This window comes from Escherichia sp. B1147 (assembly GCF_001660175.1).
In the GTDB taxonomy this organism is placed as follows: Bacteria; Pseudomonadota; Gammaproteobacteria; order Enterobacterales; family Enterobacteriaceae; genus Escherichia; species Escherichia whittamii.
In genome coordinates this window covers 284902-305201 of record NZ_LFHY01000013.1, presented here as the reverse complement: position 1 = coordinate 305201, position 20300 = coordinate 284902, and the positions used below count along the sequence as shown (strand labels likewise).

25 protein-coding genes are annotated in these 20300 nt (G+C 47.7%); 11 read left to right on the top strand and 14 right to left on the bottom strand.

The annotated features are described in order from the left end of the window. On the top strand, positions 1-826 hold an 826-nt coding region (locus tag A9180_RS14365), incomplete at its 5' end, for a 3'-5' exonuclease (protein WP_316246031.1). 28 nt (positions 827-854) lie between these two features. Continuing rightward, positions 855-1091 carry a hypothetical protein gene (locus A9180_RS24945; protein ID WP_316246032.1) on the top strand — a complete coding sequence of 79 codons (237 nt, stop codon included), beginning with the start codon at positions 855-857 and terminating at the stop codon, positions 1089-1091. Here the strand turns inward: A9180_RS24945 and A9180_RS14360 are convergent. Both A9180_RS14360 and hchA read right to left on the bottom strand, forming a co-directional pair. After that, complete coding sequence (locus A9180_RS14360; RefSeq protein WP_064529358.1) at positions 1077-2141, bottom strand: glycosyltransferase family 9 protein; 1065 nt, start codon at positions 2139-2141, stop codon at positions 1077-1079. The genes A9180_RS24945 and A9180_RS14360 overlap by 15 nt on opposite strands. Before the next feature lie 296 nt (positions 2142-2437). Further along, on the bottom strand, positions 2438-3289 hold the full coding sequence (gene hchA / locus A9180_RS14355) for a glyoxalase III HchA (RefSeq protein WP_064529357.1): 852 nt from the start codon (positions 3287-3289) through the stop codon (positions 2438-2440). Positions 3290-3985: 696 nt separating this feature from the next. On the opposite strand from hchA, the gene A9180_RS14350 reads away from it, so the two are divergent. After that, on the top strand, positions 3986-4390 hold the full coding sequence (locus A9180_RS14350; RefSeq protein WP_064529356.1) for a universal stress protein: 405 nt from the start codon (positions 3986-3988) through the stop codon (positions 4388-4390). An 89-nt stretch (positions 4391-4479) separates the two neighbouring features. Here the strand turns inward: A9180_RS14350 and ompC are convergent, their stop codons facing one another. Beyond that, positions 4480-5661 carry a porin OmpC gene (ompC, locus tag A9180_RS14345; RefSeq protein ID WP_064529355.1) on the bottom strand — a complete coding sequence of 394 codons (1182 nt, stop codon included), beginning with the start codon at positions 5659-5661 and terminating at the stop codon, positions 4480-4482. Between the two features lie 646 nt (positions 5662-6307). On the opposite strand from ompC, the gene drpB reads away from it, so the two are divergent. Genes drpB through vsr form a run of 4 tightly spaced genes read left to right on the top strand, consistent with a single transcriptional unit; the run spans position 6308 to position 9260 of the window. Beyond that, positions 6308-6589: a cell division protein DrpB gene (gene drpB / locus A9180_RS14335; protein ID WP_016158467.1), complete on the top strand. Its 282-nt coding sequence runs from the start codon at positions 6308-6310 to the stop codon at positions 6587-6589. Positions 6590-6628: 39 nt separating this feature from the next. Then, complete coding sequence (locus A9180_RS14330) at positions 6629-7348, top strand: phosphohydrolase (RefSeq protein WP_064529354.1); 720 nt, start codon at positions 6629-6631, stop codon at positions 7346-7348. 42 nt (positions 7349-7390) lie between these two features. Continuing rightward, positions 7391-8809, top strand: coding sequence for a DNA-cytosine methyltransferase (dcm, locus tag A9180_RS14325; RefSeq protein ID WP_064529353.1), 1419 nt, complete (start codon positions 7391-7393; stop codon positions 8807-8809). Continuing rightward, positions 8790-9260 carry a VSPR family DNA mismatch endonuclease gene (gene vsr, locus A9180_RS14320; RefSeq protein ID WP_064529352.1) on the top strand — a complete coding sequence of 157 codons (471 nt, stop codon included), beginning with the start codon at positions 8790-8792 and terminating at the stop codon, positions 9258-9260. Before dcm ends, vsr begins: the two co-directional genes overlap by 20 nt. On the opposite strand, the gene yedA is transcribed toward vsr, so the two are convergent. After that, positions 9249-10169 (bottom strand): drug/metabolite exporter YedA, encoded by a 921-nt coding sequence (gene yedA, locus A9180_RS14315; protein ID WP_064529351.1) that lies wholly within the window; start codon positions 10167-10169, stop codon positions 9249-9251. The genes vsr and yedA overlap by 12 nt on opposite strands. A gap of 170 nt (positions 10170-10339) precedes the next feature. Here yedA and A9180_RS14310 point away from each other — a divergent pair, with 170 nt between their 5' ends. From A9180_RS14310 to dgcQ, 3 genes are all read left to right on the top strand, one after another. Then, a complete protein-coding gene (locus tag A9180_RS14310; RefSeq protein WP_064529350.1) occupies positions 10340-11257 on the top strand; it encodes a DUF808 domain-containing protein in 918 nt (305 codons plus the stop codon). 78 nt (positions 11258-11335) lie between these two features. Further along, on the top strand, positions 11336-11518 hold the full coding sequence (locus tag A9180_RS14305) for a YodC family protein (RefSeq protein WP_064529349.1): 183 nt from the start codon (positions 11336-11338) through the stop codon (positions 11516-11518). 314 nt (positions 11519-11832) lie between these two features. Beyond that, positions 11833-13527 carry a cellulose biosynthesis regulator diguanylate cyclase DgcQ gene (gene dgcQ, locus A9180_RS14300; protein WP_077883525.1) on the top strand — a complete coding sequence of 565 codons (1695 nt, stop codon included), beginning with the start codon at positions 11833-11835 and terminating at the stop codon, positions 13525-13527. Here dgcQ and A9180_RS14295 read toward each other — a convergent pair. Together A9180_RS14295 and yodD are read right to left on the bottom strand one after the other, a co-directional pair. Next, positions 13524-14339 (bottom strand): mannosyl-3-phosphoglycerate phosphatase-related protein, encoded by an 816-nt coding sequence (locus A9180_RS14295; RefSeq protein ID WP_064529347.1) that lies wholly within the window; start codon positions 14337-14339, stop codon positions 13524-13526. The two genes, dgcQ and A9180_RS14295, sit on opposite strands and share 4 nt — an antisense overlap. A 296-nt stretch (positions 14340-14635) precedes the next feature. Further along, positions 14636-14863, bottom strand: a complete 228-nt coding sequence (yodD, locus tag A9180_RS14290) for a peroxide/acid resistance protein YodD (RefSeq protein WP_001743856.1) — start codon at positions 14861-14863, stop codon at positions 14636-14638. Positions 14864-15026: 163 nt separating this feature from the next. On the opposite strand from yodD, the gene dsrB reads away from it, so the two are divergent. Further along, the gene (gene dsrB / locus A9180_RS14285; protein WP_000867217.1) at positions 15027-15215 is read left to right on the top strand and encodes a protein DsrB; all 189 of its coding nucleotides are present in this window, start codon (positions 15027-15029) and stop codon (positions 15213-15215) included. Between the two features lie 43 nt (positions 15216-15258). Here dsrB and rcsA read toward each other — a convergent pair whose 3' ends face one another. The 8 genes from rcsA to fliL all read right to left on the bottom strand — a co-directional run bounded on the left by rcsA (position 15259) and on the right by fliL (position 20233). Next, the gene (rcsA, locus tag A9180_RS14280; RefSeq protein ID WP_064529346.1) at positions 15259-15882 is read right to left on the bottom strand and encodes a transcriptional regulator RcsA; all 624 of its coding nucleotides are present in this window, start codon (positions 15880-15882) and stop codon (positions 15259-15261) included. A 289-nt stretch (positions 15883-16171) separates the two neighbouring features. Further along, a complete protein-coding gene (fliR, locus tag A9180_RS14275; RefSeq protein WP_064529345.1) occupies positions 16172-16957 on the bottom strand; it encodes a flagellar biosynthetic protein FliR in 786 nt (261 codons plus the stop codon). A gap of 8 nt (positions 16958-16965) precedes the next feature. Beyond that, the gene (fliQ, locus tag A9180_RS14270) at positions 16966-17235 is read right to left on the bottom strand and encodes a flagellar biosynthesis protein FliQ (RefSeq protein ID WP_000187358.1); all 270 of its coding nucleotides are present in this window, start codon (positions 17233-17235) and stop codon (positions 16966-16968) included. 9 nt (positions 17236-17244) lie between these two features. Beyond that, entirely contained in the window at positions 17245-17982 is a 738-nt protein-coding gene (fliP, locus tag A9180_RS14265) for a flagellar type III secretion system pore protein FliP (protein ID WP_064529344.1), read from the bottom strand. Beyond that, positions 17982-18347, bottom strand: coding sequence for a flagellar biosynthetic protein FliO (gene fliO, locus A9180_RS14260; protein WP_064529343.1), 366 nt, complete (start codon positions 18345-18347; stop codon positions 17982-17984). The genes fliP and fliO overlap by 1 nt, the downstream gene beginning before the upstream one ends. A gap of 2 nt (positions 18348-18349) precedes the next feature. Continuing rightward, on the bottom strand, positions 18350-18763 hold the full coding sequence (gene fliN / locus A9180_RS14255; RefSeq protein WP_064529342.1) for a flagellar motor switch protein FliN: 414 nt from the start codon (positions 18761-18763) through the stop codon (positions 18350-18352). Next, a complete protein-coding gene (gene fliM / locus A9180_RS14250; RefSeq protein ID WP_064529341.1) occupies positions 18760-19764 on the bottom strand; it encodes a flagellar motor switch protein FliM in 1005 nt (334 codons plus the stop codon). Before fliM ends, fliN begins: the two co-directional genes overlap by 4 nt. Positions 19765-19768: 4 nt before the next feature. After that, on the bottom strand, positions 19769-20233 hold the full coding sequence (fliL, locus tag A9180_RS14245; RefSeq protein WP_064529340.1) for a flagellar basal body-associated protein FliL: 465 nt from the start codon (positions 20231-20233) through the stop codon (positions 19769-19771). Positions 20234-20300: the final 67 nt, after the last annotated feature.

The window sequence follows — 20300 nt, the reverse complement described above, 5'->3', positions numbered from 1 at the left end:
GAATCAGAACGATTGTTCTGGAAAAACTCTAAAGCTGTGGCCAGTTTTTGTTGACCACTACATGTTGACCCATCGACTTTTAGCCAATCAGCAGGGCTATTCTAATATCGTGGCAACGTTTAGATACAATGAATCCTTCACGAAAAAGGAGCATGAACATATAGCCTTTTTTGTAGACAAACTGGAACCCGCCTGCGATGCCTTTGCCGCTCGTAAGTATGGAGAGATGTTTAATGCGCTTGGCGGTACTACACCACTGCTGCGTAGACATTCAGACAAGGTGAGTTGGCACAATGTAATGACGCAACTTCTTGCTCTCCGTGAAACAAGTTCAATCGGCGAAGTAATTGAGTTCATCCGTGCTCAACGGAAACCCAGACTTCCAGATAAGGTTGAAAAACTTGAGCAGGAGTTACTCCATTTTGACAGAACGGCTGATGTTGAAATGCCCAGAAGATTGAAAGAACTTGAAAAGCTGAAAAATATTTCCTATTCGGAGGTCAGATCCCTTCGCCGTTATCTCGATGGTCATTCTCCATTCGAAACTAAACATGGTGTGAAAGGTGCTGAATTTGAGAATGTTTTGGTTGTTGTTGGGCGCGGGTGGAACCAGTATAACTTCGGAGAAATGTTGGAATTCGCTGGAGCCCAAATGATTCCAGCCGATAAGCAAGACTCATTTGAACGAAACCGAAATTTGTTTTACGTCGCTTGTTCCAGACCCCAAAAGCGCCTTGCGATCCTGTTCACCCAAGCTTTGTCACCTGCGGCACTGGCAACACTTGGAAATTGGTTTGGAGCAGATACTATAATACCAACACCGTAGTTGGTGTTGTTTATCAGCGTACGATTGACTGAGGGGTGAGCGTAAAATATGCCGTTGGTTTCAAAGTAAAAAGGTGGTCACTCTGGTGGTCTTGACAAGTTCTATTTTTAAGTTTAGCTTACCAATCAGCCAGTTAATGGCTACGGCGATCCCAGTCAGAGGAGCCAAATTCAAAAAAGCCTGCTTTCGAGCGGGCTTTTTGCTTTTCTGCAAACGTGCTTTATTGTTTGAATTTTTGTTAGGGCTTTCATTACGCTGTGATTAAAATTTTCGCGATAATCCTTTTCAGCGTATTGCTGAATTCATCCAAATTTAGATGATCAATAGCCTTTCCTACCACAATCGTCTCTGAAATATCTGCCATGGCAGGCCAGCGAGTCTTATAATCAGCATACACGGCGATGACAGGAACATTATAAGCACTTGCCATGTGTAAAATAGATGTGTCTGGCGTTATCGCGAGGAAGGCGTCTCTAATGATTGCGGCAGACCGCATTATTGATGGTGATAACGACAAATGATAAACATTTTCAAAATGCCGGGTTAGTTCCACGGCTGTTTCCGAACCTTTCGGACCATGAACAATAACAATTGGCATGTCTGATTGTATTTTGATCGCCTCGATGATTTTTTGTGCCATTGTTAATGAAAATGTTCTCTCTTGCACGCTACCTTCTAAATTAAGAGCAATATATGAACCTAATGAATGCATCTCACAACGTACTTCTTTTATTACTATTTCGCTGAGGGGCAATTCAAATAATGGTGGGGGCGCCGGAAATCCTACTTCTCGCATCATGAAGGCCCATGTCAGCGGCACTGGGGCGCGTAGTGACTGATCCATTTTCGACGCCGATTTACATATCGGTGAATAACATTTCATCGTTAAACCCACAACCTGCAAATTTGTATTGGCCCGTAAATGATTAATAAATAGCATCGTCTTCAGGTTTTTCTTGCGCATTGCTTCAATACAAAGGTCAGGCGTGCCATATTGTTCATTGATGTTTTTTGCTAAATTTTTTATTTCTTTAATACTGGCATGATCCTGCATTGTCATAGTGACCAATGTTAATTTTGTTTGTTCCAGATGAAGTGCCTCAAAAACAGATTTATTAATTGTTGATGTAACAATCAACAAGTGTTTTATTTTATGCTTTTCAAGCGATCGGATTATTGGGTAAATAGCCATGGCATCCCCAATTTGATCGGGGATGTGAATAACTACAAAATCACTTTTTGCAATATCAGTATTTTTGCAGCGATAATCATAATACGCAAATGCAATACGTCTGAAAATTGATACCAATGACATTTCCAACCTCGCTTCCATTCTGGTTAAAACGTGGTGAAGTTTATCAGAAATGATTGATTTCTAAAATCGATAAATAATAACGTGAGATATACTATATGTTTATTATTTATGCGTTAATCATTTTCGCAAATTATCATTCTATTTAAAAACAGCTTATGTCGCGTTCTTCAGACTGGGGGCGTAATGCGAAGGTAAGGGAAGCGTTAAAACGTCAGCAATTGAAGGGGGGCGTTTTTATGTTTGGTAAGTGGGGGAGAGTTACCCCCACTTTTTACTCCACAGTAAGTGTCAGCCGATTAACCTACGTATGCGGCCAGCATCTCCTGTGCGGCCAGTTTACCTAACGCGTTTGCTGCGAAAGGACTGTCACCGGTTAAAAGTTTACGATCTTTGTGTACCCGGCCGGTAATATCATCATTGACGATGTTCATGCCCATTTTCTTCAGTTCTTCACCAAAGTACCAGGTCAGATGACCCGGCATGTAGCCAATCTCTGGCGTTTGCTTGTCTGCAGCGTCAGGGAATGCGCAAATGGAATAACCATTTAATGGGTTATTGCCGTGGCGAAGCGCCAGAAATGCTGCTGGACCGTGGCAAAGGGATATAACAAAACGGTCATTTTCAATTGCCCACTGCAGAGCGGCAGCTACGTCTTTGCTTTCTGGTAAACCAATGAGTGCACCGTGACCGCCAGGAACAAAGATTGCTGCGTACTCGCTGTCTGCGTTGAGGCTGGCGACAACATCTGCCAATTTTTTCGGATTACGGAACAGAGATTTGTGCTGCTCAAAGAATGGCATCACTTTTTCATCTTTATGCGGCATAGCCCAATATTCAAATTTTGTCATCAGGCCAGAAAGCGTCGCAACCTCGAACTCGAAACCAGCAGCATGCAGATGATATAACGGCAGCAATGTTTCAATCGGATGGTTTCCTGTTGAGAAGAGCTTACCATTATCAGTTGGTAAATAGCGCTCATCGGCGGCGATTACCAGAATTTTTTGTTTTCCGCTATACGGTTTTGGATAGTCTACCCCATCAAGATCAGAAATCGGGCTGGTATATTGACCTAACGAATATTCTGACGGGAAGAAAGCATTATCTTCAGCCATATCGATTTGCGGATTCTTACTTTGTTGAACAGTCATAGTGTATTCCTTGTTGTTACTTATATAGGTTAGTCACTATATTCGCGACTGAGCTGGTTGCTATTTTTAACCAGATAGGAAATTGGAGTCAATATATCGAAAGCGGTATGCGGGGAGGGGGGATGTGCGATGATTATTCTGCACTTGTGTCGAATATGAGTCATGCCAGTTTTCTCCTTATTGCGTAGAGTTGTCGGAATTGGTGTTAATTTATTTTAGTCCATTTTTCAGAAATCAGGATATTGACTCACTGGTAGCACAATTTTTAATTGTGGAGGTTTTTTGTGTTCATGTGATGCTTAGAGCGGCACCAGATGTGCCGACAATAGGATGATTCGCCTGAGGTCTACTTAAGATAGGTAAATGCTGAAGCAAAGAATCTTCCCCCGACCGTGCGATCAGAGTATAAGTTAAGAAAATGAGATTATTGGCAAAAAAATAATCGTAAAACCATCTGGCACGAGAGATTATCGCGAAAAAATGATGATCCAGATTAAGGTTTAACTGATGACAGATATGATTAATTACTTGTTATCAGATGTACTCTTTGCGCAATTTGTCATAGGGAATGGACTGGAGACTAAAGTGGAGCAGCAACGATAACTTTTCCAAAGATAATGACATAAATATAGCATTAAAAATATGCACTAATCATTCAAATGCAGTTGATAATATTGAGTTTTTCAGGGAATACCTATGTACCGAAATATTGTTATTCCGGTGAATATTTTTTCTCGGGATGATAGAGAACAAGCGTTTTTCCATGCACAATTTTTCGCCAATGTTTCTTCCGCGCATGTTCACTTACTTGGCTTTATACCGGAATATTTAAGAGTTCTCGATCGTGGGTATATTTCTGATATGCACCGTTTTAAAGAAGTGCTACGTGGTCAGGCTTTGTGCCGTTTAGCGCATATGGCAGAACAACTGGTTTTGCCCGAAGGATTTATTCATACGCATGTTCATTTCGGCACTCTTCCGGAAGGGATAAAGGAACTTGCTGAACAGCAACTGGCTGATGTTATTGTGCTGGGAGCTACGCAAGAATTAGTTTTTATCGATATGTTACGGCAGCTTACTGTGCCGCTGTTGGTGATTTAATGTGGGGTATAAAAAAGCCTGAGTTCAATGAGGGACGAACTCAGGCCGGTATTATGTTTTACAGTTACGTGCCGCGGCGCGTAGGCTGATTAGAACTGGTAGACTAAGCCTACAGCAACGATATCGTCGGTCGCGATGCCGTTTTCTTTGTAGAAGTCGTCGCCGTTGTCCAGCAGGTTGATTTTATAATCAACATAGGTGGACATGTTTTTGTTGAAGTAGTAGGTCATACCGATATCAACATATTTGACCAGATCTTTGTTGGTGTAATGATGATTACCCTGGCTGTCGAAGTTATCACTATTTACACCGCCTAAATCCTTACCTTTAGATTGCAGGTAAGCAATGGACGGGCGCAGACCGAAGTCGAACTGATACTGAGCAACAACTTCAAAGTTTTGCGTTTTGTTAGCGATAGCATCAGCATCACCGTAACCAGTCATGTTACGGGTTTCAGCATACATGGCTGCTAAGTAAACGTTATTAGCGTCGTATTTAGCACCAACGGTCCATGCTTCTGCTGTTTCACCGCCAGCAGTTGCATCGAAGCGATCTCCGTAACGAGTGTTATGAGTACCTTTGTGAACCTGATTGTCGGTACGGTCAGAGTTAGAATATGCAGCACCCAGACTTAAGCCGAAGTCGAAGTCATAGGAAGTGGACATACCGAAGCCGTCACCATTTTCTCTGGTAATGCTACGTCCCTTACCAGAACCTTCCTGACCGAATGGTCCACTGCTCTCATTATTACCTTGATATTGCAGAGCAAAGTTCAGGCCATCAACCTGACCGAAGAAGCCATTGTTACGGTAGGTTGCAACACCATTAGTACGACCGTTCATGAAATTGTCGGCGCCAGCATAGGTATCGCCACCAAATTCTGGCAGCATATCGGTCCATGCTTCTACGTCATATACAACACCGTAGTTACGACCATAATCGAAAGTACCGTTCTGACCGAAACCTAAACCTGCAAATGCCAGACGAGTTGCGGTATTACCTTTGTCGCCTTCAGCACCGTTTGCACCAATGTTAAATTCCCACTGACCGTAACCAGTGAACTGGTCAGCGATCTGGGTTTCACCTTTGAAGCCGATACGGGCATATGACATGTCGCCATCGCTGCCAGAATCATCAGAGAAGTAGTGCAGACCATCTACTTTTCCGTACAAATCCAGTTTATTGCCATCTTTATTATAGACTTCAGCCGCATTTGCTGCGCCAGCAACTAATAACGCCGGGACCAGCATTGCCAGAACTTTTCTTTTCATTATGTATTCCCTTGTGATTATAATCTTCATGAATATATCAATAAGTGCCGTTATCCAAAAAAAGCACATTTGGATACTATTCTATGAAGTTCATTTTATTTTAAAGGTTACATGTAACAAATATATTTAAAAGATTTCAAAATGTTTCTATTCTATTTAATATAATTCATGGTTATGAAATGTAGATATAAACATTCATGAAATTTATATCAATATATCAATGAGTTATTTTTTTCAGAAGTGATGGGTAGCATCAATGATTGTTGAGCTAAAGACTTAGTGTGATCGACTGCACATTAATGAAAGCATAAAAAAAGCCGGCATCATGCCGGCCCAAAAATATAAACAAGACGATAAAAGGCTAATAACGCGGTTATCATGACACAGAAAACAAAAAAGGTATAATTGTATTCAATGCCAATATATTCAAAATATGAATTAATCAATTATGCTCAAACGAAAAGAAAATGTCTTCTGACTTGTTTTTCCTGCAAATAATGTCACTGGTTAAGATTCATATATTTGTTCAAAAAATGAGTGAGACTTGACTGGCTCGACCGATGTGGAAAAATGTGACTTTTATCACATAACAATGTTAAGTCTGAATTTTCCGGGTTATCTCAAAATGGAGAATGGTTCGACAGCAATGGAAGAAAGACTCTCTCGTAGCCCTGGCGGCAAACTGGCTTTATGGGCTTTCTATACCTGGTGTGGTTATTTTGTCTGGGTAATGGCGCGTTACATCTGGGTAATGAGTCGCATCCCCGATGCCCCCGTGTCTGGATTTGAAAGTGATTTAGGTTCAACTGCGGGAAAGTGGTTAGGTGCGTTAGTGGGATTTTTGTTTATGGCCATGGTCGGGGCGTTGTTAGGCGGTATTGCCTGGTACACGCGACCTCGACCCGCACGTAGCAGACGCTATGAGTAAAAACTGCTAAGGTTGCGACTCTTTGGCCGCGGAGCGCATATGGACTTACAACACTGGCAGGCACAATTCGAGAACTGGCTGAAGAACCATCATCAGTATCAGGACGCGGCCCATGACCTGTGTCATTTTCGCCGCGTCTGGGCGACGGCACAAAAACTGGCGGTAGATGAAGATGTGGACATGCTGGTGATTTTAACCGCCTGTTATTTTCACGATATCGTGAGCCTGGCGAAAAATCATCCGCAACGGCAGCAATCTTCAATACTGGCAGCAGATGAGACGCGTCGCCTGCTATATGAAGAGTTCGCGCAATTTCCGGCGGAGAAAATCGAGGCCGTTTGTCATGCCATTGCCGCACACAGTTTCAGTGCGCAAATTACGCCCTTAACGGCGGAAGCTAAAATCGTTCAGGATGCGGACCGGCTGGAAGCCTTAGGCGCGATTGGCCTGGCGCGTGTGTTTGCGGTTTCAGGCGCGTTGGGTGTGGCGCTGTTTGATGGCGAAGATCCGTTCGCGCAGCATCGCCCGCTCGATGATAAACGTTACGCGCTCGACCATTTCCAGACCAAGCTGCTAAAACTACCGCAAACGATGCAAACCACAAAAGGTAAACAACTGGCGCAACACAACGCCCGTTTTCTGGTGGAGTTTATGGCTAAACTCAGTGCCGAACTGGCGGGGGAGAATGAAGGTATTGATCACAACGTGATTGATGCGTTTTCGCCAACTGCCTGTGCGCGTGGCCCTAAACCAATGTAATTATGTTAACCTGTCGGCCATCTCATATGGCCGGTTAAATCTATGCAGGAAAATATTTCAGTAACCGATTCATACAGCACCGGGAATGCCGCACAGGCAATGCTGGAGAAACTGCTGCAAATTTATGATGTTAAAACGCTGGTGGCGCAACTTAATGGCGTAGGTGAGAACCACTGGAGCGCGGCGATTTTAAAACGTGCGCTGGCGAATGACTCGGTATGGCACCGTTTAAGTGAAAATGAGTTCGCGCACCTGCAAACGTTGCTACCCAAACCGCCAGCACATCATCCACATTATGCGTTTCGCTTTATCGATCTCTTCGCCGGGATTGGCGGTATCCGTCGCGGTTTTGAGTCAATTGGCGGTCAGTGCGTATTTACCAGTGAATGGAATAAACATGCGGTGCGCACCTATAAAGCTAACCATTATTGCGACCCGGCAGCTCATCATTTTAATGAAGATATCCGTGATATCACCCTGAGCCATAAAGAGGGCGTGAGTGATGAAGCGGCGGCGGAACATATTCGTCAGCACATTCCTGAACACGATGTTTTACTGGCCGGTTTTCCTTGCCAGCCATTTTCACTGGCTGGCGTATCGAAAAAGAACTCGCTTGGGCGGGCGCACGGTTTTGCCTGCGATACCCAGGGGACGTTGTTCTTTGATGTGGTGCGCATCATCGACGCTCGTCGTCCGGCGATTTTTGTTCTCGAAAACGTCAAAAACCTGAAAAGCCACGACCAGGGTAAAACGTTCCGCATCATCATGCAGACGCTGGACGAACTGGGCTATGACGTCGCCGATGCAGAAGATAACGGCCCGGACGATCCGAAAATCATCGATGGCAAACATTTTCTACCGCAGCACCGTGAGCGCATCGTGCTGGTGGGCTTCCGTCGCGATCTTAATCTGAAAGATGATTTCACCCTGCGTGACATTAGCGATTGTTTCCCGGCGCAGCGAGTGACGCTGGCGCAGTTGCTGGACCCGATGGTCGAAGCGAAATATATCCTGACGCCGGTGCTATGGAAGTATCTCTATCGCTATGCGAAAAAACATCAGGCGCGCGGTAACGGCTTCGGTTATGGGATGGTTTATCCGAACAATCCGCAAAGTGTCACGCGCACGCTTTCTGCCCGTTATTATAAAGACGGCGCGGAAATTTTAATCGATCGTGGCTGGGATATGGCGACAGGTGAGAAAGACTTTGACGATCCGCAGAATCAGCAACATCGCCCACGAAGATTAACGCCTCGCGAATGCGCGCGTCTGATGGGCTTTGAAGCGCCGGGAGAGGCGAAATTCCGTATACCGGTTTCCGATACGCAGGCCTATCGTCAGTTCGGTAATTCGGTGGTCGTACCGGTCTTTGCCGCGGTGGCAAAACTGCTCGAGCCAAACATCAGACAGGCGGTGGCGTTGCGTCAGCGAGAAACACAACATGGCCGACGTTCACGATAAGGCCACGCGCAGCAAAAATATGCGCGCGATTGCCACGCGCGATACGGCAATCGAGAAACGTCTTGCCAGCCTGTTAACTGAGCAGGGGCTGGCGTTTCGTGTTCAGGAGGCCAATCTTCCCGGACGTCCGGATTTTGTCCTTGATGAATATCGCTGTGTGATATTTGCCCACGGTTGCTTCTGGCACCATCACCATTGCTATCTGTTTAAAGTGCCTGCCACGAGAACAGATTTTTGGCTGGAGAAGATAGGTAAAAATGTCGAGCGCGATCGGCGTGATATCAGTCGTTTGCAGGAACTCGGCTGGCGCGTATTGATTGTCTGGGAATGTGCGTTACGCGGACGGGAGAAATTAACGGACGCGGCACTTACCGAGCGTCTGGAAGAGTGGATCTGCGGCGAGGGCGCCAGCGCGCAGATCGACACTCAGGGGATGCATTTACTCGCTTGATGTATCCTGAATGACTGGATTGACAACGGGTTTAGCCGGAAAGAGATATTTCCCCAACGTAACCAGCACCACTGCGAAGACAATCACCCCCAGCGCCAGCCATTCAATCTTCGACAGCGTTTCGCTGCCCAGACCCGTACCCAGCAATACCGCGACCACGGGATTAACATAAGCGTAGCTGGTGGCCAGAGCCGGACTGACATTGCGGATTAAATACATATAAGCGTTGATGGCGATAATCGAGCCAAACAGCGTCAAATATCCAACAGCCAGAAAACCTGAAAGCGAAGGGACAGCTGTCAGTTTTTCACCCGCAATCATCGACGCGATCATTAACACTACGCCTGCCGCCAGCATCTCAATCGCGCCTGCCATCATCCCCACCGGCAAGGTAATGCGCGAGCCATAAACCGAGCCAAACGCCCAGCTAATTGAGCCGATTAAAATCAGCATTGCACCCCACGGGTTACCGCTTAAATTGCCGCCACTATTGAGCATGATGATTCCGGCAAGCCCGATGGCGATACCTACCCATTCCAGTTTGCGCGTTTTAATACCAAACAGGCGGCTGAAGCACAGGGTAAAGAGGGGCACCGTTGCCACCACCACGGCGGCAATGCCGGAAGGGACGTTTTGATGTTCGGCAACCGTTATCATACCGTTACCGACAGCCAGCAGTAACAGGCCAATCAGCGCGGCGTTGAGCAGGGGACGTAGCGGTGGCAATTTGTGCCCACGCAGCAGTAAAAATGCCATCAATAAAATACCTGCTGCCAAAAATCGCACTCCCGCCATCATTAACGGTGGCCAGCTTTCCACGCCAATCCGAATGACAAAATAGGTCGAGCCCCAAATGATATACAACGCAAACAGCGCGCCAAAAAGCGGTAACAACTGGCGGAAACGCATAATCCCTCACGGTGGAAATAAAAAGGTGGTTCATAGTAAACGTGAAAATCATTCTGCTGGCGAGAGATATAATTGTGCTTAATTGTTAAAAAAATGTTGACCTATCAAGTAAGTATCAGGCAAGCCGATTTTGCTTCATACTTAGCGCGTCAACGAAAAAATGAGAGGGAATGCTTTTGGCCGGGAGTAGTTTACTGACGTTGCTCGATGATATCGCCACTTTGCTGGACGATATCTCCGTGATGGGCAAGCTGGCGGCGAAGAAAACCGCCGGTGTATTAGGAGATGACTTGTCGCTCAATGCGCAACAAGTTTCAGGTGTGCGTGCCAACCGGGAACTTCCTGTGGTCTGGGGCGTGGCGAAGGGATCGCTAATCAACAAAGTGATTCTGGTGCCGCTGGCGCTGATCATCAGTGCATTTATCCCGTGGGCAATTACGCCACTGTTGATGATTGGTGGTGCGTTTCTCTGCTTTGAAGGGGTAGAGAAAGTGCTACATATGCTGGAGGCGCGTAAGCACAAAGATGACCCGGCGCAGAGTCAGCAGCGTCTGGAAAAACTGGCGGCGCAAGACCCGCTCAAGTTTGAAAAGGACAAAATAAAAGGGGCCATTCGCACCGATTTTATTTTGTCTGCGGAAATTGTCGCCATCACGCTGGGCATTGTGGCGGAAGCGCCGCTGATTAATCAGGTGCTGGTGCTCTCAGGGATTGCTCTGGTGGTAACGATTGGCGTGTATGGCCTGGTGGGGATTATCGTTAAGATTGATGACCTGGGCTACTGGCTGGCAGAAAAGTCCAGTACGTTGATGCAGGCGTTGGGTAAGGGGCTGTTGATTATCGCGCCCTGGCTGATGAAAGCGTTATCGGTTGTCGGCACGCTGGCGATGTTCCTGGTTGGTGGCGGCATTGTGGTGCATGGCATCTCGCCGCTGCACCATGCCATTGAACATTTTGCCGAACAGCAGAACGCGCTGGTGGCGATGATATTACCGACTGTTTTAAATCTGATTCTTGGATTTATCATCGGTGGCATCGTGGTGCTGGGAGTGAAAGCGGTAGCGAAAATGCGCGGCCAGGCACATTAAAATTCACATTGGCTGTTATGCAAAATTCGCCATCCTCGACTAAGGTGAACAAGTTTCACTCGAAAAAAGGAGGCGAGTATGAGCTTTATGGTTAGTGAGGAAGTCACGGTAAAAGAGGGTGGCCCGCGGATGATTGTCACCGGGTATTCCAGCGGTATGGTTGAGTGCCGGTGGTATGACGGTTATGGGGTCAAGCGGGAAGCTTTTCATGAAACCGAGCTTGTTCCGGGGGAGGGGAGTAGTTCGTCGGAAGAAGTTTGAAAGTGTGCAATTAACACCAGGCCGGATGTGGCGTTCACGCCGCATCCGGCAGTTGTGCCAGCGTCTGCATGGAATGCCTGATGCGACGCTGTCGCGTCTTATCATGCCTACGTTATAAAAATAACGATGTCTGGCAGTAGAATCAAAAGTAGGCCGGATAAGGCATTCACGCCGCATCCGGCAGTTGCGCCAGCGTCAGTATCGAATGCCTGATGCCTCGTATCATGCCAACATTATAAAATTATCGCTGTTTTGCGGTACGCTATCGCCAGGTTATGCCAGAATCATAAAAAAGCAGGTTGGGAGTCGTTAGGGTGCAGCACGAGACAAAAATGGAAAACCAGAGCTGGCTAAAAAAACTCGCGCGCCGCCTGGGGCCTGGTCATGTCGTTAATCTGTGCTTTATCGTGGTGTTGATCTTCTCCACTTTGCTCACCTGGCGTGAAGTCGTGGTGCTGGAAGACGCCTATATCTCCAGCCAACGTAATCATCTGGAAAACGTTGCCAACGCGCTCGACAAGCAGTTGCAATATAACGTCGATAAACTGATTTTTTTACGTAATGGAATGCGTGAAGCCCTTGTTGCGCCGCTGGATTTCACCTCTATGCGAAACGCTGTTGTCGAGTTTGAACAACATCGCGACGAGCACGCCTGGCAAATCGAACTTAACAGACGACGCACTCTGTCGGTAAACGGTGTCTCGGATGCGTTAGTGAGCAAGGGAAATCAGCTTTCTCGCGAAAATAAATCACTCGACAATGAAATTACTGCCGCACTGGAAGTCGGCTACTTACTGCGACTGGCGCACAACTCTTCTTCGATGGTTGAACAGGCGATGTATGTCTCGCGTGCCGGATTCTACGTTTCGACGCAGCCGACGTTGTTTACCCGAAATGTCCCTACGCGTTACTACGAATTTGTCACGCAACCCTGGTTTATCGGCCAATCAGAACGAGAAAATCGTCAACGTGGCGTACGTTGGTTTACCTCTCAGCATGACCATAACAATGTTACTGAACCGCAGGTCACCGTAAGCGTACCGGTCGACAGTGATAATTACTGGTATGGCGTGTTGGGGATGAGTATCCCTGTGCGCTCGATGCAGCAATTTCTAAAAAACGCTATTGATAAAAAACTGGATGGCGAATATCAACTCTACGACAGTAAACTGAAGTTATTGACCTCCTCTAATCCAGAACATTCGTCGGAGGAGCTATTTGATCCTCGAGAGCTGGCATCTCTGGCGCAGGCTATGGAACACGATACGCGCGGTGGCATCAGGATGAACAGTCGCTACATTAGCTGGGAGCGGCTGGACCATTTTGACGGCGCATTGGTGCGTATTCATACACTTAGTGAAGGTGTGCGTGGTGATTTCGGCAGCATCAGCATTGCGTTAACCCTTCTGTGGGCGCTCTTTACGACGATGTTACTTATCTCCTGGTATGTAATTCGCCAGATGGTCAGCAATATGTATGTCCTGCAAAACTCGTTGCAGTGGCAGGCGTGGCATGACACCTTAACGCGCTTGTATAACCGCGGTGCATTGTTCGAAAAAGCGCGTCCGCTTGCCGAATTGTGTCAGGTACACCAACATCCGTTTTCTGTCATCCAGGTCGACCTTGACCATTTTAAAGCGATTAATGACCGCTTTGGTCATCAGGCGGGCGATCGTGTGCTGTCGCATGCTGCCGGATTAATCAGTCGTTCATTGCGTTCACAGGACGTTGCGGGACGCGTGGGCGGCGAGGAGTTTTGCGTGATTCTGCCAGGCGCTAACCTGGCGCAGGCAACGGAAGTTGCCGAACGTATTCGCCTGAAGCTGAATGAAAAAGAAATGTTGATCGCCAAAAGCACGACCCTACGCATCAGTGCCTCGCTGGGGGTGAGTAGCAGCGAGGAAACCGGCGATTATGATTTTGAACAATTACAGTCTCTGGCCGACCGGCGGTTGTATCTTGCAAAACAAGCGGGGCGCAATCGGGTCTGCGCGAGCGATAGCCCTTAACCGGCCGTGAAAAAGTGATCCAGCCCTTCGCGCCAGCCTTCTGGACCTTCTTGCTGTGTCCGCCAGACACGGTCCGGGTCCTCATGTTGCAAATGCACGCCTTCCCGGTTTAGCCCTTTTACGATCACCGCGTAATCCATCACTTCCAGTAATGGTGCGTCATTTGGGCCATCGCCTAAGCCGAGCGTGGTCGGACGCTTTCCACTGGATTGTTGATATGCCGCAATGATCCAGTTGGCGGCCTGATCTTTCCCTGCAGAGGCATCCAGCACATGCCAGAAACGCGCGCCATGCACAAACTGCAAGCCCAGTTCATTCAGGCGAGCGGTAAATTGTGCCATTCGCTCGTCACTGTCGCGCCAGATAAGCGTGACCGAAGCCTCATGCAACTGCGTCAGCGCTGCCTGGCTACGGCTTAAGCCAGTCCATTCAGCGATGGTTGTATCATCGACGTCATCAAAGGTGGTGAATTTGAAGTGTTCTTTCTCACGCAGCGTGTTTAATACCTGGCTGATCTCACTATGAGCAATACCCGAGATGATGCGCGGAAAGCCGTCCAAATCCTGCCATTGTTGATCCAGTTGGATCACCGCGCCGTTCTCTGCAATGAGTGACAACCCTTGCAGACCTAACATCTTTTGCAGGTACAGCATCTCAGCCGAGGTTTTACTACTACACAAGATCACGGGGATATCCGCTTCCCGCAGGCGGATTAACCAGGAGGCGGCAGGTTGCCAGTCATAGCTATGACTGTCCAACAGGGTGCCATCAAGATCGGTGAAAATCAGCAGTGGTTGATGAGTTGAAAGCATGATCGTGCAGTACTCCCCTTGCCTGGATGTTTCTTAAAAAGCACGAATAATAAAAAATAGTTTTTCGGGAGCGAGCCCGTGAACGCCTGAGCCCCCAGGGGGTGACGCGGATCACACTTCCATTCATTAGTGGCGCTAATCATTCATATCAAGAATATTTTCTTGTCAGCCTAAAAAATTGCGGATAAGGTGGTCATCGCATCAGATTTCCTGGTGTAACGAATTTTTTAAGTGCTTCTTGCTTAAGCAAGTTTGATCCCGACCCCCACAAGGGCCGGGATTTTTTTATGATGCATTTAGCGATTCACTTCAGAGACACTAAAGTCATGAATATCAAGTTCAAAGGCATCGGCTAATTCACGCCATGTATGATATTCACGGCCATCGACGCTGACGTGTTCCGAATCGTTCTGGCTGCGATGAACTTCGCTTTCGCTAATTTCATTGATCGCCGCCAGCAGGGCATCGACATCGACTCTGACCTCACGTTTTGCGGTATCGCTGTACTCTTTTGCGGTTTTCATCATCTATCCTCGCAACCGTTGCTTATATGTTGCTGCCGACACGTCATGTCAGCCAGGCATTTCTTAAGTATAGACCGTTGAGAAAATCAGCACTCGCACGCGCCCGGCGCTGTCAGAAAAACGAAATTGTTCTAAACTGGCACAAAGCCACAGGAGGAAAACGATGAAGGTGAATGATCGGGTAACAGTCAAAACGGATGGCGGTCCGCGTCGTCCTGGCGTGGTACTGGCAGTTGAGGAGTTTAGTGAAGGCACAATGTACCTGGTTTCGCTGGAAGACTACCCGCTCGGCATCTGGTTCTTTAATGAAGCAGGGCATCAGGATGGTATCTTTGTGGAGAAAGCAGAGTAATTTCTGTCAGCCTGACTGGTGGAATACCACCAGTCAGTATGCCCTAGCGCATGTTGACAAAAATACCATTTGTCACATTATCCGTCAGTCGGACGACATGGTAGATAACCTGCTTATTATGCGTTTTGATCTTACGTTTAATATTGCCTTTATGCGATGAAACGGTCTTGGCTTTAATATTCATTTGATCGGATATTTGAATCGTTCCCTGGCCAGCCATCCACATTCGCAACATACTCGATTCGGTTCGGCTTAATGATAACGTTGGCATATTTAAAATGCTGGCCATCGTTGTCTCTTTTTTCAGAATATCGCCAAGGATATCATCAAGAGATTCCGGCTTAATCGATTTGGAACTGATCAATAAATTTTTTCTGACCAATAGATATTCATCAAAATGAACATTGGCAATTGCCATAAAAACGATAAATAACGTATTGGGATGTTGATTAATGATGTGCTTGATACGTTGACTGTTAGAAGCATCGTGGATAAAACAGTCCTCATTAATAAACACCACTGAAGGGTGCTGTGAATCACAAGCGATGGCAAGGTCATCAACGGCTTCAATGTCGTTGATTTCTCTTCTTTTCACCCCTCTACTCAACAGATACCCGGTCAAACCCAGCCGGGTGTAACTACATAAATCCATAATAATCGTTGACATGGCATACCCTCACTCAATGCGTAACGATAATTCCCCTAACCTGAATATTTCATCATGACTAAACGGAACAACATGGGTCACCTAATGCGCCACTCTCGCGATTTTTCAGGCGGACTTACTATCCCGTAAAGTGTTGTATAATTTGCCTGGAATTGTCTTAAAGTAAAGTAAATGTTGCGATATGTGAGTGAGATTAAAATAAATATATCGCCACGGGAGTATCCTGGAAGATGTTTGCTGGTATTATTTTTCGGATAATCCTTAGGATAACAAGATAAACATTAGGGAATCATATTACAGGCAACTCGCTGATAATATCTGCCAGCAAATTAAAAATTTCACTAAATAAATGTTCGCAAAAAGGAGCAATTAATGGCATTAATGCCGCCATTAATGAGATGCCGACAGTCAACGTTAATGGAAAACCAATAACAAAAATTGATAATTGCGGAGCCATACGATTCAGTAAACCTAATGCGAGATTCAGCGTCAGCAACAGGGTAATGAGCGGTAACGCCAGCATCAGTCCGTTGAGGAAAATCAAACTCCCTGCTTTGGTGAGTGCCAGAAACGCATTGCTGTTCAACGGTTCACCACCAATTGGCAGAGTGTTAAAGGTATCGATCAGCAGTGAAATCAACCATAAATGACCGTTAAATGTCAGGAACAACAGTAGCGCCAGCATATCGATAATGCGCGCTAAGACGGGCATATTGAGATGGCTGCCAGGATCGACAAACGTCGCAAATGACAGCCCCATTTGCAGACCGATAATTTCGCCAGCGGTTCGCACAGCGGCAAAGGCAAATTGCATGGTAAAACCGAGAGCAATGCCAATCAGGATTTGCTGCACCGCCAGCCATAGGGCATAGAACGAAAAAACGGCAACATCGTTGGCGGGTATTGCCGGAGCAATAGCGAATGTGATCATCATTGCGAGGCCCAGTTTTACCCGTTTCGGCACGCTGCGTTCGCTCAAAATAGGCGCGGTAGAAATGAGCGCCAGCACGCGCAGCAACGGCCAGAAATACAGGCTTAACCAGGAAACCCATTGATCGCTTGTTACCTGCAACATTGCATCGATTACCCAATGATATACGGCAGGTTAGTGAACAAGGTACGAACGTAATCCAGTAACAGATTGAGCATCCACGGTCCGGCAATAATAATGGCGATAAACACGGCGATGATTTTCGGAATAAACGACAGCGTCATTTCGTTAATCTGTGTGGCAGCCTGCAAAATGCTGATGATAAGACCGGTGACCAGTGCCACCAGTAGCAGCGGGGCAGCCAGTGCCAGCGCGACTTTCATCGCTTCTGTCCCCATCATCATGACCGATTCGGGTGTCATTTCGCCTCTCTAGCTGTAAAAGCTTTGCGCCAGCGAACCGACCAGCAATTGCCAGCCATCCACCAGTACAAACAGCATCAGTTTAAACGGAAGAGCAATGGTCGCGGGGGGAACCATCATCATCCCCAATGCCATCAACACGCTGGCAATCACCAGGTCGATAATCAAAAAAGGAATGAAAATCGTGAAACCTATCTGGAAGGCTGTTTTCAGCTCGCTGGTCACGTAGGCTGGTAACAAAATGCGCATCGGCACAGCTTCCGGTCCCTGCAACGGCCCGGTATTCGCCAGTCTGGCAAACAACCCTAAATCCGCCTCGCGGGTCTGACGTAACATAAACTCACGCAGTGGCTGCGCCCCTTTTTCCAGCGCCTCCTGCATTGAGATTTTCTCTTCGCTGAATGGTTGGTACGCATCGACATAAATTTTGTCGATTACCGGAGACATAATAAAAAAGGTCAAAAACAGCGCCAGCCCCAGCAATACCTGGTTGGGCGGCGCAGAGGGCGTTCCCAGTGCGTTACGCAATAAACCAAACACAATGATGATGCGGGTGAAGCTGGTCATCATCAGTAAAATTGCCGGAATAAAAGTCAGCGAGGTGATGAACACCAGCGTCTGCACCGGGAGCGACCAGCTTTGTCCACCGCCAGGCAGTGGCTGGCTGGTGATGCCAGGCAGTTGAGCAAAGGCGAGGGGAGTCAGCAGCCAGAGGAGGACCGGTGCGACAGACAACAAACGACGCATCAGGCTCTCCCGCTACGCTTGAGCAAATTTTTCATTACCGACTGAAAATCGGCCTGAGGTAACTCTTCCGTTGGTGCAGAAGGGGGAAGTCTATGCAGCAGATTGATTTGCCCGGCAGTAACACCGAGCACCAGTCGCGCATCTTCCACATCGACCACCACGACCCGTTCACGCGCCCCCAACGAGGCACTTGCGCTAACTTTCAGCCCGTTCGTACCATTACGTTTGGGAGCAAATCCCAGCCTTTTTACCAGCCAGGCCGCAGCGAGAATCAGAACAATAATGGCAATTAGCGCGCCGCTCACCTGAAGGAGCGGCGCAGCAGAAACTGGCGCGGAAGGTTGTACCGTGGCGTGGTTATTCATCACTAGCGGCTCAGGCGGCGCATCCGCTCGGACGGGGTAATGATATCGGTGATCCGCACGCCATATTTATCGGCGACAACCACAACTTCACCCTGAGCAATTAAATAACCGTTGATCAGAATATCCAACGGTTCGCCTGCCAGACCGTCCAGTGCCACCACTGATCCTTGCGTCAGGCGCAACAGCTCTTTGATGGTCATCCGCGTACGGCCCAGCTCGACGGTCAACTTGACCGGAATATCCATAATAAGATCGATATCCTGCAACGTTCCGCTGACGTCACCGCCGCCAAGCTGTTGGAACACCGCTTCGGCAGCGCTCTTGCCGCTTGCCGATTTTTGTTCGCCTAACGCTTCAGCCCACAGATCGTCCATTGCGCCGTTGTTGTCATCGGCCGGATTATTCAAGTCACTCATTTGGGCTGTTCCTCGTTCAGAGAATTCAAAATCGGGTTAATCAAATGTTCTATCCGTAACGCATACTGGCCGTTGATGGTGCCGTACTGGCTGGTCAGCACCGGAACGCCATCAACATGGGCGATAATGCGATCGGGTTTTTCTATCGGCAGGACGTCGCCAGGTTTCAGCTTTAAAATCTGCGACAGGCGCAGCGAAATATCGGCAAAGTTGGCGACCAGTTCCAGTTGTGAGTGCTGCACCTGGCGTACGAGATTATCGCGCCAGTTCTGATCTTCATTGCGCGAGTTTTCCAGCGGCGGGTTAACCAACAATTCCCGTAGCGGCTCGATCATGCTGAATGGCAGGCAGATATTAAATTCGCCGGTCAGGTTGCCAATCTCAACATGGAACGGCGTGTTAACCACAATGTCGTTCGGAGATGTGGTGATATTGGTAAATTTCACCTGCATTTCAGAACGCACGTACTCCACATCCAGTGGATTAATCGCCTTCCACGCGTCGCTGTAGCCTTCGAGTGCCAGCTTCAACATGCGGTTGATGACGCGCTGTTCAGTATGGGTAAACTCGCGACCTTCTACTTTGGTAGGGAACCGGCCGTCACCACCAAACAGGTTATCCACGGCGATAAATACCAGACTCGGCGAGAACACCACCAGCCCTGTGCCGCGCAGCGGTTTCAGGTGGATAAGGTTAAGATTGGTCGGCACCGGCAGGTTACGGGCAAATTCATGATACGGCTGAATACGGATCGCTCCGACGGTAATGTCCGGACTACGACGTAACAGGTTAAACAGCCCCATGCGAAAATGGCGAGCAAAACGTTCATTGATGATTTCCAGCGCCTGTAACCGTTCGCGAACAACCCGGCGTTGCGTGTTGGGATCGTATGGACGAATATCACTTTCGCCGGTCCCCCCGGAAGTCGGTTCATCTTTGACTTCGCTGTCACCATTCAACAGTGCATCAATTTCAGCTTGAGAAAGAATACTATCGCCCATGTGGTTATCGCAGAATAAAAGCGGTATACAGCACGTCGGTGACATCCTGTTTCGGTTGCCCGGCAACAAGCGGGAGAGAAAGTGTGGCTTTAATCGCAGCAATCAGTTTTTGCTTGCCTTCTTCCGTTGCCAGCACGGCGGCATCCTGACGCGAAAACAGTAACAGCAAGCGACTACGGACTTCCGGCAAATACTCACTCAGGCGCGAACGGGTGGCTTCATCTTTGAGTCGCAGAGTAATACCGATATAAAGCACACGGTCCGCATCACCCAGATTCACCGTGAAAGTGTCCAGCGCATAAAAGACAGGTGAAGGCATGACATGTTGTTGCGCTTTGTCACCAGCGGCCACTTGTTGCGAATGCCAGTAGCTGTAACCCGCACTGGCGCAGGCCGCGAGAGTGATGAATACCAGAATCGGGAGCCAAAGCGATCGCCTGCTTTTCTTGCTTATCGCGTAATCAGTCATGTGTTGCGGTCTTCCTGTGTCGCTACTGCTTATCGGCTAATTATCCTGCGTCTTAAGTACGGCAAAG